12 protein-coding genes are annotated in these 16490 nt (G+C 67.5%); 8 read left to right on the top strand and 4 right to left on the bottom strand.

Annotated features, from left to right (window positions below):
- Window positions 1-849 precede the first annotated feature (849 nt).
- The 4 genes from KUV67_06950 (at window position 850) to KUV67_06935 (ending at window position 5979) form a co-directional block, all read left to right on the top strand.
- A complete protein-coding gene (locus tag KUV67_06950) occupies window positions 850-2385 on the top strand; it encodes a phosphomannomutase/phosphoglucomutase (protein ID MBY6204614.1) in 1536 nt (511 codons plus the stop codon).
- Between the two features lie 95 nt (window positions 2386-2480).
- Complete coding sequence (gene glyQ, locus KUV67_06945; GenBank protein ID MBY6204613.1) at window positions 2481-3380, top strand: glycine--tRNA ligase subunit alpha; 900 nt, start codon at window positions 2481-2483, stop codon at window positions 3378-3380.
- Window positions 3377-5455, top strand: coding sequence for a glycine--tRNA ligase subunit beta (glyS, locus tag KUV67_06940; protein MBY6204612.1), 2079 nt, complete (start codon window positions 3377-3379; stop codon window positions 5453-5455). Before glyQ ends, glyS begins: the two co-directional genes overlap by 4 nt.
- Window positions 5456-5544: 89 nt before the next feature.
- Window positions 5545-5979 carry a hypothetical protein gene (locus KUV67_06935; protein ID MBY6204611.1) on the top strand — a complete coding sequence of 145 codons (435 nt, stop codon included), beginning with the start codon at window positions 5545-5547 and terminating at the stop codon, window positions 5977-5979.
- 219 nt (window positions 5980-6198) lie between these two features.
- Here KUV67_06935 and gyrB read toward each other — a convergent pair whose 3' ends face one another.
- The 4 genes from gyrB to dnaA form a co-directional block, all read right to left on the bottom strand.
- The gene (gyrB, locus tag KUV67_06930; protein ID MBY6204610.1) at window positions 6199-8586 is read right to left on the bottom strand and encodes a DNA topoisomerase (ATP-hydrolyzing) subunit B; all 2388 of its coding nucleotides are present in this window, start codon (window positions 8584-8586) and stop codon (window positions 6199-6201) included.
- Between the two features lie 73 nt (window positions 8587-8659).
- Window positions 8660-9715, bottom strand: a complete 1056-nt coding sequence (gene recF, locus KUV67_06925) for a DNA replication/repair protein RecF (GenBank protein ID MBY6204609.1) — start codon at window positions 9713-9715, stop codon at window positions 8660-8662.
- 46 nt (window positions 9716-9761) lie between these two features.
- A complete protein-coding gene (gene dnaN, locus KUV67_06920; GenBank protein ID MBY6204608.1) occupies window positions 9762-10859 on the bottom strand; it encodes a DNA polymerase III subunit beta in 1098 nt (365 codons plus the stop codon).
- A gap of 334 nt (window positions 10860-11193) precedes the next feature.
- Window positions 11194-12516, bottom strand: coding sequence for a chromosomal replication initiator protein DnaA (gene dnaA, locus KUV67_06915; protein MBY6204607.1), 1323 nt, complete (start codon window positions 12514-12516; stop codon window positions 11194-11196).
- 264 nt (window positions 12517-12780) lie between these two features.
- On the opposite strand from dnaA, the gene rpmH reads away from it, so the two are divergent.
- Genes rpmH through mnmE form a run of 4 tightly spaced genes read left to right on the top strand, consistent with a single transcriptional unit; the run spans window position 12781 to window position 16393 of the window.
- The gene (gene rpmH, locus KUV67_06910) at window positions 12781-12915 is read left to right on the top strand and encodes a 50S ribosomal protein L34 (GenBank protein MBY6204606.1); all 135 of its coding nucleotides are present in this window, start codon (window positions 12781-12783) and stop codon (window positions 12913-12915) included.
- Between the two features lie 44 nt (window positions 12916-12959).
- Window positions 12960-13313 carry a ribonuclease P protein component gene (rnpA, locus tag KUV67_06905; protein MBY6204605.1) on the top strand — a complete coding sequence of 118 codons (354 nt, stop codon included), beginning with the start codon at window positions 12960-12962 and terminating at the stop codon, window positions 13311-13313.
- The gene (gene yidC / locus KUV67_06900; GenBank protein ID MBY6204604.1) at window positions 13310-15022 is read left to right on the top strand and encodes a membrane protein insertase YidC; all 1713 of its coding nucleotides are present in this window, start codon (window positions 13310-13312) and stop codon (window positions 15020-15022) included. Before rnpA ends, yidC begins: the two co-directional genes overlap by 4 nt.
- A gap of 57 nt (window positions 15023-15079) precedes the next feature.
- Window positions 15080-16393 (top strand): tRNA uridine-5-carboxymethylaminomethyl(34) synthesis GTPase MnmE, encoded by a 1314-nt coding sequence (gene mnmE / locus KUV67_06895; GenBank protein MBY6204603.1) that lies wholly within the window; start codon window positions 15080-15082, stop codon window positions 16391-16393.
- Window positions 16394-16490: the final 97 nt, after the last annotated feature.

The following is a 16490-nucleotide window of genomic DNA, read 5'->3' as shown; positions in this document are numbered from 1 at the left end:
GCGGGCACCCCGGACGAATATCTCGCGCTGGCTCAGCGCTTCGGCGAGAACGACGAGGCCGTGGTGCTGTGGGTGGCCGTACCGATGACGGTGGTCACGAACGTGCTCGAGCGGCCGGCGGGGGTCGACGGCCTCGCCCTGCGCCAGCGCGGGGCCGGCGCACCGATCATTCTTCAAGAGACGGGCCTGGGCGTTCCCCAGGGCGCCGAGGCGATCGAGATTCCCGGCAGCCGGTTCGAACTGGCCTGGCACCACAGCCAGGTACTCGGGCCGATGAGCACCGGACAGCTCGGCGGGCTGTTCGGTGCCGGCGTCCTGATGCTGGTCCTGAGCGGGCTCATGCTGCAGCGCACCGGCGCGAAGCAGGTCGACGACAGCGCCGGCGAGGCGCCGCGGTCCGGGTCCGGAATCCACCCCGGACACGATCCGGAGTCCACCCGACCGTCGCCGACCACCGAGGTCGGCCCTTCGCAGGGCGACGACCGGGACGAGGAGGAAGACGACGGTCGGGACATCGGTCGGGACGTCGATGGGGATGTCGATCAGGACCCCGATCGCGCCGAAGACCGGCCACAAGACGAGGCCCTGGCGGCCGGTTCGAGCCTCGATGTCACGGAACTTCCGGGCGATGGGGCCGGCGACGCGGACGGCGAGGACGACCGCGGCGACGGACTGACCGCCGACGGCGAGCCGCGACGCGCGGCGGGGCCAAGCCAGCCGCTCGATGCGCCGGAGCTCGCCGACGGGTCCGAGCCCGACGAGTCGACCGAACATGCACAGTCGACCGACGGGTCCGCCGAGCCGGCGCAGGATCTCGAGCCGGTCGACGAACAGGCCGAGATGGGCGAGATGCTGCGGGCCCTGATCGATGACGGCGACGCGGGCGATATCGCGGCAACCGGTTCAGCGACCGATGCGACCGGCGAGGCAGGGAGCTCTGCGAGCACCGGTGCGGCGAACGGCCCGGAACGGGGCGACGCGGCGGGGGCCGGCGCCGAAAGCGAGCCGGCGACCGTCCCCGATTCGTCGATCTTCCGCGCCTATGACATCCGCGGCGTGGTCGGCGACACGCTCGACGAGGCGGTGGCCGAGTCGATCGGGCGTGCGATCGGTTCCGAGGCGCACGATCGTGGACTGACCCGGATCGCAGTCGCGCGCGACGGACGTCTCAGCGGCGCCCAGATGCTGGCGGCGGTGTCCCGCGGCCTGGCCCGGTGCGGGCTCGAGGTCATCGAGGTCGGCGCGGTGCCGACACCGGTGCTGTACTACGCCGCACAGGAAATCGGCGGCGGGTCCGGCGTCATGGTCACCGGCAGCCACAATCCACCCGACTACAACGGGTTCAAGATCGTGCTCGGTGGCGAAACGCTCTCCGGCGACGCGATCCGCGACCTGCACACGCGCCTCGTCGAAGGCCGCCTGGTCCATGGCGAAGGCCAGCTTAGCGACCAGCGCATCACCTCGCGCTACATCGAACGGATCGGCACGGACATCCAGCTCGAGAAATCGCTGAAGGTCGTGGTCGACTGCGGCAACGGCATCGCCGGCGCGGTGGCACCGCGCCTGCTGGAGCGGATCGGCGCGGATGTGATCCCGCTGTATGCCGAGGTCGACGGCTCGTTCCCCAACCACCACCCCGATCCGGGCGACCCGAAGACGCTCGAGGATCTGCGGCTCTGCGTGCGCAATTTCGAAGCCGACGTCGGCATCGCCTTCGACGGCGACGGCGACCGCCTGGGCGTGGTCGCGCCGAACGGCGAGATCATCTACCCCGACCGGGTCATGATGCTGTTCGCCCGCGATGTGCTCGAACGCAATCCGGGCGCGGAAATCATCTACGACGTGAAGTGCACGGGCCTGCTGGCCGACGAGATCGAATCGGCGGGCGGCAAGCCGGTCATGGCGCGGACGGGACATTCCTTCATCAAGGCCGAGATCAAGGAGCGCGGTGCGCCGCTGGCCGGCGAGATGAGCGGGCATTTCTTCTTCGGCGAGCGCTGGTACGGCTTCGACGACGGGCTGTATTCGGCCGCACGCCTGCTGGAAATCCTGGCCGCCGACACGCGCGCGCCGGGACAGATCTTCGCCGAACTGCCGACGGCCGTCAGCACGCCGGAACTGAAGGTCGAGATGAAGGAAGGCGAGGCGCACGCCTTCGTCGAAGGCTTCGCCGGGAAGGCCGAATTCGCCGGGGCCACGATCAGCACCATCGACGGCGTTCGCGCGGACTTCGCAGACGGCTTCGGCCTGGTCCGGGCCTCGAACACCACGCCGGTGCTGGTGCTGCGTTTCGAGGGCGAGACCAAGGAGGCGCTGGCGCGCATCCAGGGCGAGTTCCGGGACGCGATGCTGGCTCTCAACCCGGCGCTGAAGCTTCCATTCTGACTTGCTCCGGGGTCGCATCGCGGCCCCGGGCTTCGGGCCCGGAATCGCGGGGGCCGGCGGTATACTCCCCGGTTCGCTCCGTTCGGGTTCGACACGTGACTTTTCAGGACTTCATTCGCACGCTGGATGACTACTGGGCGCGCCAGGGCTGCGTCCTCACCGCTCCGCTGGACCTCGAGGTCGGCGCCGGCACCTTTCATCCCGCCACCTTCCTCCGCTCCATCGGTCCGGAGCCCTGGAACGCCGCCTATCTCCAACCGTGCCGCAGGCCGACCGACGGCCGCTACGGCGAGAACCCGAACCGGCTCCAGCACTATTACCAGTACCAGGTGGTGATGAAGCCCTCGCCGCTGGATTTCCAGGAGCTGTACCTGGGTTCCCTGGACGCGGTCGGCATCGACCCCGGCATCCACGACATCCGCTTTGTCGAGGACAACTGGGAATCGCCGACGCTCGGCGCCTGGGGCCTGGGTTGGGAAGTGTGGCTCAACGGCATGGAGGTCACCCAGTTCACCTATTTCCAGCAGGCCGGCGGGCTCGAGTGCCGTCCCGTCATGGGCGAGATCACCTACGGGCTGGAGCGGCTCGCGATGTACATCCAGGGGGTGGAAAGCGTGTTCGACCTGGTCTGGACCGAGGGACCGCACGGGCGCGTGACCTATCGCGATGTCTTTCACCAGAACGAAGTCGAGCAGTCGACCTACAACTTCGAGAAGGCCGATATCGATGGCCTGTTCGCCCAGTTCGACCGTCTCGAGGCCGAAGCCCGCCGCCTGGTCGGTGACGATCTTCCGCTTCCGGCCTACGACCAGGTGCTCAAGGCCTCGCACACCTTCAACCTGCTCGACGCCCGCCAGGCCATTTCGGTCAGCGAGCGCCAGCGCTTCATCCTGCGGATCCGCGACCTGTCCCGGCAGGTCGCCGAGGCCTACCACGCGCGGCGCGAGTCGCTCGGCTTTCCCGGGTGTGCGGCGGCAAAGGAGGGTGCGGCATGAGTCGTGAACTGCTCATCGAACTCGGCTGCGAAGAGCTGCCCGCTCGAGCCCTGCGGGGGCAGGCCGAGGGCTTGCTGGACGGCGTGCTGAGCGGCCTTCGGGACGCCGGCCTGGCGGCGGACGACGGCAAGGCGCGCTGGTTCGCCACGCCGCGCCGCCTCTCGGTGAGCGTCGCGGACGTGGCGACGCGCCAGCCGGACCGAGTGCTGGAACGCAAGGGCCCGGCGGAACAGGCCGCCTTCGACGACAGCGGCCAGCCGACCAGGGCGGCGCTGGGCTTTGCGCGCAGCGTCGGCCTGGACGTCGAACAACTCGACCGGATCGAGAACGAACAGGGTCGGTGGTTGTACGCCGAGGTCAAGCAGGAGGGCCAGACGCTGGCCGCGGTCCTGCAGGACGTGCTCGAAAAGGCGGTGCGGGGGCTGGCCAGCGCACGCAGCATGCGCTGGTCCGATCGCAGCGAGCGCTTTCTCCGGCCGGTGCGCTGGCTGGTGGTGCTGCACGGCGACGACGTGCTGCCGATCGAGCTGTTCGGTCTGCACGCCGGCCGCGAGACGCGCGGACACCGGGTGCATGCGCCCGAGCCGAGCTCCATCGCGTCCGCGAGCGAGTACGAAAGCGTGCTCGAGAAGGCCCGCGTGATTGCCGACTTCGAGGCACGCAAGGCGAGGATCGCAGAACAGGTCGCGTCCGAAGCAGGCCGGGCCGGACTGAAGGCCGACGACGACGACGCCCTGCTCGACGAAGTCACCGGCCTGGTCGAGTGGCCCGTGGCCTGCACCGGTTCCTTCGACCCGGCGTTCCTGGAGGTGCCGCCCGAAGCCCTGGTCAGCGCCATGCGCATCCACCAGAAGTGCTTCCCGTTGTACGACGCGGCGGGCGACCTCGCGCCGCATTTCATCACCGTGGCCAACCTCGACAGCCTGGATCGGGCTGCGATGGTTCACGGCTACGAACGGGTGATCCGGCCCCGCCTTGCCGACGCACGGTTCTTCTTCGACCAGGATCGAGCCACCCCGCTGGAGCAGCGCGTGGAAGGCCTGGAAGCCATGCAGTTCCAGGACCGCCTGGGCTCGATTGCCGACAAGACCCGACGCCTCGAACGACTGGCGGTCGAACTTGCACCCGCCTTCGAAGCCGCGCCCGAGACCGCATTTCGAGCCGCCCGGCTCAGCAAGTGCGACCTGCTGACCGAAATGGTCGGCGAGTTCCCCGAGCTGCAGGGCACCATGGGCCGCCACTATGCGCTGGCCGATGGCGAGGCGGAGGCGGTTGCGGTCGCCATCGAGGAGCATTACCAGCCCCGCCAGGCGGGCGGGCGACTGCCGCAGGGCGAGGCGGGGCGTGCCCTGGCCGTCGCCGACCGGCTCGACACCCTGGTCGGCGTGTTCGCCGCCGGAAAGAAGCCGAAGGGCAGCAAGGATCCGTTCGCACTTCGACGCGCCGCGCTCGGCGTAGTGCGCATCCTCGACGATGCGCAGGTCGATCGTCCGTTGTCCGACCTGGTCGAGCGTGCGGCCGAAGTCCTGCGCGATCGCATCGAAGTGGCCGCCGACGTGGTGGCCGAGGTGGTTGAATTCATCGAAGAGCGGCTGCGCGCCTGGATGGTCGACCAGGGCCTGGACGTGAACACGCTCAAGGCCGCTGCGGCCGGCAATGCCCGCTCGGTGCCGGCGTCGGCACGCCGCGCCCGGTCCCTCCAGCGCTTCGCCGACGACCCCGAAATGGAAAGCCTGATCGCGGCCAACAAGCGGGCGGCCAACCTGCTGCGCCAGTCGGAAATGCATGACTTCGGCGAAGTTCGTGAAAATTCGCTGATTCTGGATGCAGAACGGATGCTGTTCGATGAAGTTTGTCGCGCGGAAGCCGAGGTTTCCCGGGCGCTTTCCGATGGCGACGATGACCGGGCCCTCGCCCAGCTCGCATCATTGAAGCCGGCCGTGGACGCCTTTTTCGAAAACGTCATGGTGATGGACGAAGACGAGGCACTGCGGGCCAACCGGCTGGCGCTCGTTCATCGCCTGCGCTCGACCTTTCTTGCTGTCGCCGACGTGGCGCTGCTCGGTCGCGCATGAAGCCCAGGCCGCCGCTGCTGATCGAGCTCGGCCTGCTCGCCGACCGACTCCGCGGGGCGGAACCGAAGGGGGACCGTGCAGGAGGGCGGGTGCGGACTGACCGGGTCGGCAGGGAGGACCCGGACGGCGCCGCGATCCCGGGGACCGTTCTACGTTCGCTGGCCGAGCTCCATCGGGCCGACCGGCCCGTGGTCCTGCTGGCCGAGCGGCCGGATCGATGGGCACCCACGCGCAATCGCGTCGATCGCGCGCTGGAGGGCCAGAGCCGACTCGAGCGGGAGATCCGTCGCGGGGGTGGAGAACTCGACGCCGTGCTGTACCTGGATTTCGGCCTGTTCAGCCGCCGCCGGAAGCGGCGGGACATACTCACCGAGCTCGCAGAGCGCTACGGTGCGGATCGGCAGGAATTGGTCGCCGTCGTCGCCAGCAGCCGGATGGCGGATGCCGTGCGCGATGCGGTCGGGCAGGTGATTACGGCCGGATCCGCGGACGACCTGGTCCGGGCACTGGCCGGCGTACGCTAGCTCGCGAGGGAGCGTGAGCGAGGCCGGGGGCCCCGAGCGACCGGCAGCGAAGCCGGTGTCGGCTCCCCACCCTGATCAATTTCGCTGAACTTCTGTCAATTTCGACGAAAATCGCCGATCTCCACCGAAACCGGCGTCACTCTGATCGTCGGAAGCACGCGCGCCTGCGGGCGCCTCGGGCGGAGTCGACGAAGGGGCGGGCCCCGATGGGTGCCCGGTCTAGATATCGAGGTTGGATACGTTCAGCGCGTTGCTCTCGATGAAGTCGCGCCGCGGTTCGACCTCGTTGCCCATGAGCGTCGCGAAGATCGCATCGGCCGCAACGGCGTCCTCGATCGTCACCCGGAGCAGTCGTCGGGTGTCGGGATTCACCGTCGTCTCCCAGAGCTGGTCCGGATTCATCTCCCCGAGACCCTTGAAGCGCTGGATGCTACGACCCTTGCGGCTTTCGTCCATCAACCAGGCATAGACGTCGGCGAAGCGGCGGACGGGCTGGGCCTGCTTCCCGCGCTCGATGCGTGCATCGTCGGCGAGCAGGTCGTGCACGGCCCGTCCGATCCGGGCAAACATCCGGTAATCGGGGCTCTCGAAGAAACTGCGGTCGAGCACCGTGTCCTGGCCGATGCCCTGGCTCAGGCGGCTGATCACGACGCCGCCCTGCTCCAGGGGCTGGAGCGTCCACTGCACACCCGCCGGTGAGGCGCCTTCAAGGCGCGCCTTGAACCGCGCTGACCAGCCAGCGACATCGAAGCCCGGGTCGGTAGAAAAAGGCTCGAAATCAACAAGTTGATTGATGACCGTGGCATCGTGGCGCCGTTCGAGGCGGTTCGCGGCCAGGCGCGCTGCGTGGAAATCGGTGAGCAGCGAATCGAGCGACTCTCCGGTCACCGGAGGCTGGTCGCCGGATGGGTACAGGCGCGCATCGTCCAGGGCGCGCTCGATCAGGTAGCGGGTCAGTTCCTGCTCGTCCTTCAGGTACCACTCCTGCTTGCCTTGCTTGATCTTGAACAGGGGCGGCTGGGCGATATAGACATGGCCGCGCTCGATGAGGTCCGGCATCTGCCGGTAGAAGAAGGTCAGCAGCAGGGTCCGGATGTGCGAGCCGTCGACATCGGCGTCGGTCATGATGATGATGCGGTGGTAGCGAAGCTTGTCCGCGTCGTACTCGTCCTTGCCGATCCCCGTGCCGAGCGCGGTGATCAGGGTTCCGACCTCGGCGGACCCCAGCATCTTGTCGAAGCGTGCCTTTTCGACGTTCAGGATCTTTCCCTTCAGCGGGAGAATGGCCTGGAACCGACGGTTGCGGCCCTGCTTGGCCGAACCGCCCGCGGAGTCGCCCTCCACGATGAACAGTTCGGACTGGGCCGGATCCTTCTCCTGGCAGTCGGCCAGCTTGCCGGGCAGGCCGGCTACATCGAGCACGCCCTTTCGCCTCGTCATGTCGCGCGCTTTCCGCGCCGCCTCGCGCGCACGGGCTGCTTCGATGGCCTTCGACGCAATCGTACGGGCGTCCTGCGGGTTTTCGAGCAGGTAGTCGCGCAGCTTGTCGGCGAGCGTCGATTCCACGGCCGGCTTGACTTCACTGGAAACCAGCTTGTCCTTCGTCTGCGACGAGAACTTGGGGTCGGGCACCTTGACCGAGAGCACGGCGATCAGGCCCTCGCGACAGTCGTCGCCGGTGACCTGGACCTTGGCCTTCTTGGCCAGGCCCGATTCCTCGATGTAGTTGTTCAGGGTTCGGGTGACTGCGGCGCGGAAACCGGCCAGGTGGGTCCCGCCGTCGCGCTGTGGAATGGTGTTGGTGAAGCAGAACACGCTTTCCTGGTACGCGTCGGTCCACTGCAGTGCCGCTTCGACGGTGATGTCGGAGTGCTCGGCCTGGAAGTGCACTGCGTTGGGATGCAACGGGGACTTCTTTGCGCTCAGGTGCTCGACGAACGACCGGATGCCGCCTTCGTACTCGAAGCGGTCGCGCTTGTCGGTGCGTTCCTCGACGAGTTCGATGGCGACGCCGGAGTTCAGGAAGCTGAGTTCGCGCAGGCGCTTGGCGAGGATGTCGTAGTGGAATTCGACGTCCGTAAAGATCTCGCGGCTGGGCTTGAAGCGGATGTCGGTCCCGGTCCGGTCGCTGTCCCCGGTGGCCTCCAGCGGAGACTCCGGCACACCGAGGTGGTAGGTCTGACTCCAGCGCTTGCCCTGGCGGTGGATCACCAGCTCCAGCGATTCCGAAAGCGCGTTGACCACCGATACGCCGACCCCGTGCAGGCCACCGGACACCTTGTAGGAGTTGTCATCGAACTTGCCGCCGGCATGCAGCACCGTCATGATCACTTCGGCAGCGGATTTGCCTTCCTCCGGATGGAGGTCGACGGGAATCCCGCGGCCGTTGTCGGTCACGCTGACCGACCCGTCCTCGTGCAGCTTCACCACGATGTGATCGCAGTGACCGGCCAGCGCCTCGTCGATCGAGTTGTCGACGACCTCGAACACCATGTGGTGCAGGCCGGTTCCGTCATCGGTGTCCCCGATGTACATGCCCGGACGCTTGCGGACCGCGTCCAGGCCCTTGAGGACCTTGATGCTGTCGGAGGAGTAGTTTTCGCTCATTCGGTTGCCTGGTTGTTCGGCGTGGATACCGGCGCTCGCGGGCTGCGAATCCGGCTCGGATATCAACACCGAATTATACCATCCGGCGAATTCCGCCTTGTTCCACGTGGAACAGCGCTCCGAGGGACTCCGGAGCGGGTTCGACGGCCGTGATCCAGACCTGCTCGGATCGACCCTGCAGCCACTGCAGCACGCGACGCAGGTGGTCTGAGTCGAGTTCCGACACGGGGTCGTCGAGGAGCAGCACCGGCCGGTAGGGCTGATCGGGGAGGGTGACCAGCTCGGACAGTTTCAGCAGGAACGCGACGAGTTTTTCCTGCCCGCGGGACAAGCGGGGCGCGGCGAGCCGGCCGGCACTCCGCAGAACCAGATCCGCCCGGTGGGGCCCTACCGAGGTGAAGCCATGTTCCCTGTCGCGCGTTCTGACGGACCTCAACGCGTCGGCATGGCCTTGTGCGTCCGCGGTCGCGGGGCGATAGTGAAACTCCAGCTCGGCCAGACGGAGCGCTGTCGCCTTCTGCACTTCGCCTGCTGCAGCGGCCAGGCGGCGGACGTAGTTGCCCCGAGCAGCATCCAGCCCGTCGGCAGCCTCGGCCATCGGAGGCTCGAGCGCGTCCAGCACCGACTCCTTTGCGCCTTGCTTCAATGCCGCATTTCGCTGCCGGAGGAGGCGCGCGTACCGACGCCAGCGCGCCAGGTAGTCGTGTTCCACGTGGAACAACGCCCAATCCAGGAAATTCCTGCGCACGTCCGGGCCGCCGGCCACGAGCTGGTGACTGCCCGGTTCGACGACCACCATCGGCAAGCGAAGCGCGAATTCGCTGACCCGTCCGCAGTCCGCACCATCGATCCGCCCCCGCCAACCACCCCGGCTGCGCTCGATCCCCATGATCATCTCCGGTGCTTTTCGCTCGGCCACCACGCGAAGGCGCTCCTGGCCGTCGCGGATCAGGGAGCCCACGGAGCCGGCACGAAAGGAACGACCTCGAGCGAGCAGGTGCAGGCCTTCGAGCACGCTGGTCTTGCCGGCGCCATTCTCGCCGTACAGCCAGTTGATGCGTTCATGGGGATCGAGGCGAACGTCCGCGAGGTTGCGTACGTTCTCGAGGTGCAGGGAGGCCAGGCTCACGGCCGACTCGTGCGGGAGCGCCCCGGAAACAGGCCGGGGCCGTTCATCACAGCTTCAACGGCATCACGACCTGGCGGACGTCCTGGTTGTCGACAGCGGTCACCAGGCAAGAGCTGTCTGCGCTCTTCAGGGACAGGCGAACCCCTTCGCCGTCGACGGCACCGAGCGCGTCGAGGAGGTAGTTGACGTTGAATCCGACGACCAGCGCGTCGTAATTGTGCTCGGCCTCGATTTCTTCCGTGGCTTCCTCCTGCTGGGGATTGTGCGCCACGATCTTGATCGAGCCGTCGTTGGACTCGATCCGGACCCCCCGATACTTCTCGTTCGACAGGATGGCCGCCCGCTGGAGCGCCTGGATGAACGCCACGCGATCCAGGGTCATGGCCTTGTCCTGGCTCATCGGAATCACGGCTTCGTAGTCCGGGAAGCGGCCGTCGATCAACTTGCTCGTCAAGGTCAGGCCCCGGCGCGTGACCTGGACGAAATTACGTCCCAGCGCAAGTTGGGCCGGCTCGTCCTCGTCGCCGAGCATCCTCGACAGCTCCATTACCCCCTTGCGGGGCAGGATCAGCGAGCGCCCGTCGCCGTCCACGCTGGCCTCGATCTCGGCCAGGGCGAGGCGATGGCCGTCCGTGGCCACGGCGCGCAGCAGCCCGCCGCGAAACTCGAGCAGCAACCCGTTGAGGTAGTGGCGAACATCCTGGTTCGCCATCGCGAACGCCGTCTTGTCGATCAGCCAGCGCAGGCGTTCTTCGGCCACTTCGAGCCGGTCCGCGTCGCCCGATGCGTCGCTGGACGGGAACTCGGCGGCGGGCAGCGTCGCCAGGGTGAAGCGGCTGCGCCCGGCGTGCAGGGCCAGTTTCTCGCCGTTCAGCTGGACGTCGATCCGAACGCCCTCAGGCAGCGCCTTGCAGATGTCGACCAGCTTGCGCGCAGGAACGGTGATCGCGCCGGGCTGGGCGACTTCGGCCGATGCCGTCCCGACCATCTCGACCTCCATGTCCGAGCCGGTGACCTTCAGCTGGTCCTCGTCGACCTCGAGCAGGAAGTTGGCCAGCACGGGCAGAGTCTGCCGCCGCTCGACCACGCCGACGACCTGGCTGATCGGGACGAGCAACGCTTCTCGCTGAATCGAAAACTTCATCACGGCTCCTTGGGCCTCGAGTCGATCGCTCGATCGGGCGCAGGTTCGATCACATTCGGGTGATCGGTTGTTTATTGGATAAATCTAATCAAACCAGTAATAACAGGGCCTGTGAATTACCGGAGAACCGCACAAAACCCTTTGCAATCAACCAATTACCGAAATTCTCCCGGTGCAGCACCGGTTGCGCAAGCTGTGGATGAAATCTGGATAACTCCGGGCGTGAAGCTTGTGCCCGTTTCATCCACAGCTTTTCCCGTCGGTTCTCCCGGGCTTGTTGTCTCGCGACCCGCCGCCCCGTCGCTCGCGCCCAGGTCGAGGTCGGCATGGGCCGTCACGCCGTCAGCTCCCTCAGCAGCCGGGCACGGTCTTCCCGGAACCGGGCGTCGGTCTCGCACAAGCTCTCGATTTTACGACACGCGTGTAGCACGGTGGTATGGTCCCGGCCGCCGAACGCGTCGCCGATTTCCGGCAGCGAATGCTGGGTCAGCGACTTCGCCAGGAACATCGCCATCTGGCGTGGCCGGGCGATGTTGCGGGTGCGTCGTTTCGAGAGAAGATCGGCGACCCGCAGCTGGTAGAAGGCGGCAACCACCTTCTGGATGTTCTCCAGCGTGATCTGTCGATCGTGGACGGCGAGCACGTCGCGAAGCACTTCCCGGGTGTAGTCCTCGTCGATCGTTCGCCCCGTGAATCGCGCGTTGGCGAGCAGCGAGTTCAGCGCGCCTTCCAGGTCGCGGACGTTGGAACGCATGCGGCGCGCGATCAGCATGGCCACCGCCTCGTCGAGATCCAGACCCGATTCGGCGGCCTTCTTCATCAGGATCGCGACCCGGGTCTCGAAATCCGGCGGCTCGATCGGAACCGACAGCCCCCAACCGAATCGCGACCGCAGCCGGGCCTCGATGCCCTCGACTTCCTTGGGGTACCGGTCGCAGGTCAGGATGATCTGCTGACGGGATTCGAGCAGCGCATTGAAGGTGTGGAAGAACTCTTCCTGCGAGCGGTCCTTGCCGGCGAAGAACTGGATGTCGTCGATCAGCAGCGCGTCGACGGACCGGTAGCGCGCCTTGAAATCGTCGATCGACGCTCGTCGCAGCGCCTGGATCATCTCGCTGACGAACTTCTCGGAGTGGAGATAGACCACGTTGCGCTCGCGGTCCTGCTCGGCCAGGGCGTGTCCGACGGCGTGGAGCAGGTGCGTCTTGCCCAGCCCCGTGCCTCCGTAGAGCAGGAGCGGGTTGTAGACCTTGCCCGGGTCCTGCGCGACCTGCTGGGCAGCGGCGAACCCGAGTTCATTGGACTTGCCGAGAACGAAGTTGTCGAAGCGGTAGTGGTCGTCCAGGCCGGTCGCCCCGCCGCCGGAGCGGCGACGGCCGCTGCGTGCCGGCGTCGGCTCTGCCTCGCCGGAGCCGACCACCACGTCGACGGACTCGCGGGGCACGTCGTGCAGGGCGAAGAAGTCCCGGATCGTGCCGATGTAATGGGCCAGGACCTGCTCGCGGACGAAGTCGTTCGGCGCCTGCAGGCGCACGCCCGGACCGTCGGCGACCAGCGGCCGCAGCGGGCGCACCCAGGTGTTGAGTTCCTCCAGCGGAATCTCGCGCTCGAGTCGTTCGAGGCAGGCGTGCCAGAGTTGTGACGGGTCGTCGTGCATCGATCGGATCCAGGGCGGGCGTGCGGCGGTGTCGAATCGGTCAGGATACAGGCCGCGCCGGCAGGTCAGTCTAGGCAAGCCCCGCCCAATTGTCCACGTGGTCCGGTTCCCGACGGACGCAGGCGCGACCGACTTGCTCCCGAGCGCCGCGTCGGGGTATACTTCGCAGTCTTTTTCGGCCCTCGCGGTGCCCGGGCCGACGAATCAAGCAAGCACCAATCGAACACGAATGGCACTCGAAGCCGAATTCCAAGGATTGCAATCATGAAGCGTACTTTCCAGCCCAGCCGGATCAAGCGTGCCCGTCGGCACGGCTTCCGCGCACGCATGGCGACCCGCTCGGGTCGGGCCATCATCAACGCCCGTCGCGCCCGCGGCCGCAAGCGCCTGTCCGCCTAACACCCGTCCGGCGCGCTCGGCACCCGGCTCGCGTTGACTCCCCGATGCCGAATGATCTGCGCCTGCCCCGGGACGCCCGGCTGACCGGGGCCCGGGCCTTTGACCGGGTCTTCGCCTCGCGCAAGGCACGGTCGGGCCGCTACTTCCGAATCCATTACCTCGTCCCGGACGTCCCGGGCGCGTCCGCGCGCCTGGGGATGACCGTGTCGCGCCGCGTGGCGCGCAACGCGGTTGAACGCAACCGCGTACGCCGCCAGATACGGGAGTCGTTCCGGCTGCAGCGACCCGGACTTGCCGCGCTGGACTTCGTGGTCCGGGCATTGCCCGGCGCAGCCGCCATCGACAACGCAGAACTTCGACAATCACTGAACGACCTCTGGAGCCGTTTCCACGCATGAGTACTCGTAACCTGCTTCTCCTCCTGCTGGCCTTCCTCGGCTTCATGATCTATGTCGAATGGCAGAGCGATTTCTCGCCCGAGGCGCCGGCGCCGGTCGAGCCGCTCCCCGCCGACCAGCGCACGGCAGACTCGCTGCCTGACGATGCCGACGTTCCGGACGATGTCGATGTCCCCGCGTTGCCCGACGCTCCGTCGAGCACGCCGTCCGATACGCCGGCGCCGGTCCAGGCCGAAGCCGAGATCCGGTCCGGCGAGCGGATCGAGGTCGTCACCGACAAGCTGATCGCAGAGATCGACCCGGTCGGCGGCTCGCTGGTCGGCCTGCGTCTGCGCGAATACCCGGTCAGCGTCGACCAGCCGGAACGGCCGTTTTCTCTCTTGAGCGAGGAGGCGATCGGCTACCACGTGGCCCAGGTCGGCCTGGTCGACGCCGACCGCGCCGCGCCCACCCACCGCTCCCGCTTCGACTACGACCGCACCTACTACGAGATGCCGGCCGACGCGGATCGACTGGAGGTTCCGCTGACCTGGCGCGGTGACAACGGGCTGGAGGTCGAGGTTCGCTGGACCTTCCACCGCGACGACTACGTGATCGAGCACGCCACGGAGATCGTCAACAACGGCGAGCAGGCCTGGCAGGGCAGCCGCTACCTGCAGCTGCAGCGTTCGCCGGAGCGGATGGGCAACGGGATGAGCTTCACCAACCCCGAGCGGATCAGCTTCAACGGTGCCGCGGTGTTCGATCCGGAAGAGAAGTTCGTCAAGCTGCCCTTCGACGAGTTCGGTGAGGAACGCTTCGAGCGGACCCTGGAAGGCGGCTGGGCCGGCATGGTCGAGCACTATTTCCTGGCCGCGTGGATCCCGCCGGCCGACTCGGCCCACCGCTACACCACCCGCCTGGTCGACCAGGTGGTGCCGAACCGCTTCGCGCTGGCGTCGACGTCGACCCCGATGCGGGTCGAGCCCGGCACCAGCGCGCGCTTCGACGCACGCCTGTTCGCCGGGCCGAAGCAGCAGAATCGTCTCGACGACGTTGCGCCCGGCCTGAGCCTGACCGTCGACTACGGCATCTTCACGGTGTTCTCCAAGCCGCTGTTCTGGCTGCTGGACAAGATCCACGCCCTGGTCAACAACTGGGGTGTGGCCATCATCCTGCTGACGCTGCTGATCAAGCTGGCGTTCTACAAGCTGACCCAGGCCCAGTTCCGTTCCATGGGCAAGCTGCGCAAGCTGCAGCCGCGCATCCAGCAGCTGAAGGAACGCTATGGCGACGATCGCCAGAAGTTCGGCCAGGCGATGATGGAGATCTACAAGAAGGAGAAGGTCAACCCGCTCGGCGGCTGTCTGCCGATCCTGGTCCAGATCCCGATCTTCATCGCGCTGTACTGGGTGCTGCTCGAGTCGGTGGAGCTGCGCCAGGCCAGCTTCCTGTGGGTTCCCGACCTCAGCCGGCCGGACCCGTACTTCATCCTGCCGGTGATCAACGGCGCTTTCATGATCCTGACCCAGCGGCTCACGCCGATGGCCGGCATGGACCCGATGCAGCGCAAGATCATGCAGTGGCTGCCGGTCGCCTTTGCCGTGCTGTTCGCGTTCTTCCCCGCCGGCCTGGTGCTCTACTGGGCGTCGAACAGCGGCATCTCGCTGCTGCAGCAGTGGATCATCCTGCGCCAGATCGACGCCGAGGAGGCGCGCGCCCGGGCCTGACGTGCCCGGCATCGACGCGCTTCGCCGAATCGGCGAGTCTGACCCGACCGGAACGCCATGACCGACACCATCTGCGCGATCGCCACGCCGCCCGGCCAGGGCGGCGTCGGCATCGTCCGGATGTCGGGCCCCGCAGTGCCCGCGATCGCCGAGGCGCTGCTCGGACGCCGCCCGGCACCACGAACGGCAGCGCGCGCCGAAGTCCGCGACGGAACCGGCGAGGTGATCGACGACGGCCTCGCCCTGTTTTTCCGGGCCCCGGCCTCGTTTACCGGTGAACACGTTCTCGAACTACAGCTGCACGGCTCGCCGGTGGTGCTCGAGCGCGTGGTCGCCGCCTGCGTGGCCCTCGGCGCCCGCCGCGCCGGTCCCGGGGAGTTCTCGCAGCGAGCATTCCTCAACGACAAGCTCGACCTGGTCCAGGCCGAAGCGGTCGCTGACCTGATCGCGGCCACGTCGGAGCGCAGCGCACGGGCGGCGCGACGCAGCCTCGAGGGTCGCTTCTCCGAACAGGTTGCGGCCCTGGCCGAGCGGATCACGCGGGTCCGGGTCCACGTCGAGGCCGCGCTGGACTTCCCCGACGAAGACATCGACTTCCTCGCCGACGGCGAAGTGGCGGCGGCCGTGGACGGCTGCATCGAAGCGAGCCGCACGCTGCTGGAGGCCGCACGAGCCGGGCAGGTGCTCAACGACGGCCTGCGAATCGCGATCGTCGGTCGCCCGAATGCCGGCAAGTCCAGCCTGTTCAACGCGCTGGTCAAGCGCGATGCAGCGATCGTCACGGACATTCCAGGCACGACGCGCGACGTCGTCCGCGAAACCGTCCACCTCGCCGGAATCCCCACGGTGCTCGCCGACACGGCCGGGCTACGCGATACGGAGGACCCGGTCGAGCGCGAAGGGGTGCGGCGGGCCGAGGCCGAACTCGCCGAGGCCGACGTGGTGCTCTGGGTCCGCGATGCCACCGACCCGCGCCCGGAACAGCGGCCGTCGACGGACCGGCCGTTGATCGAGATCCGCAACAAGATCGACGCGGTCGGCGAAGCGCCGGCGCGCGACGGCCCGCGGGTCCGCCTGTCAGCCGCCACCGGGAGCGGGCTGGCCGAGCTCGACGCCGCGCTGGCCGAAATCCTGGGCCTGGAGGGCGCGGCCGAAGCCGTGACCTCCGCCCGCGCCCGGCACGTCGACTGCATCGAACGGGCCCGGGTCCATCTCGAAACGGGACGCGACGAACTCGCGGCGACCCGCTCCGGCGAACTGCTGGCTGAAGAGCTTCGCGACGCCGCCGAGGCGCTGGGCGAGATCACCGGCACGCTGCACTCGGACGAACTGCTCGGGCGGATCTTCTCCTCGTTCTGCATCGGCAAGTGAGTCCGGCGAGTTCACGACCCGGTGCTCGATCCGGCAATCGGCCCGATCACCGGACGATTTGACGCAAGCTCGACCGCGCTCCCATACTCGAGTCCGG

It is taken from the genome of Halomonas denitrificans, from assembly GCA_019800895.1.
Classification (GTDB): Bacteria; Pseudomonadota; Gammaproteobacteria; order Xanthomonadales; family Wenzhouxiangellaceae.
The sequence above is the reverse complement of the archived record's forward strand: the minus strand, read 5'-3'. Positions and strand labels throughout refer to the sequence as shown.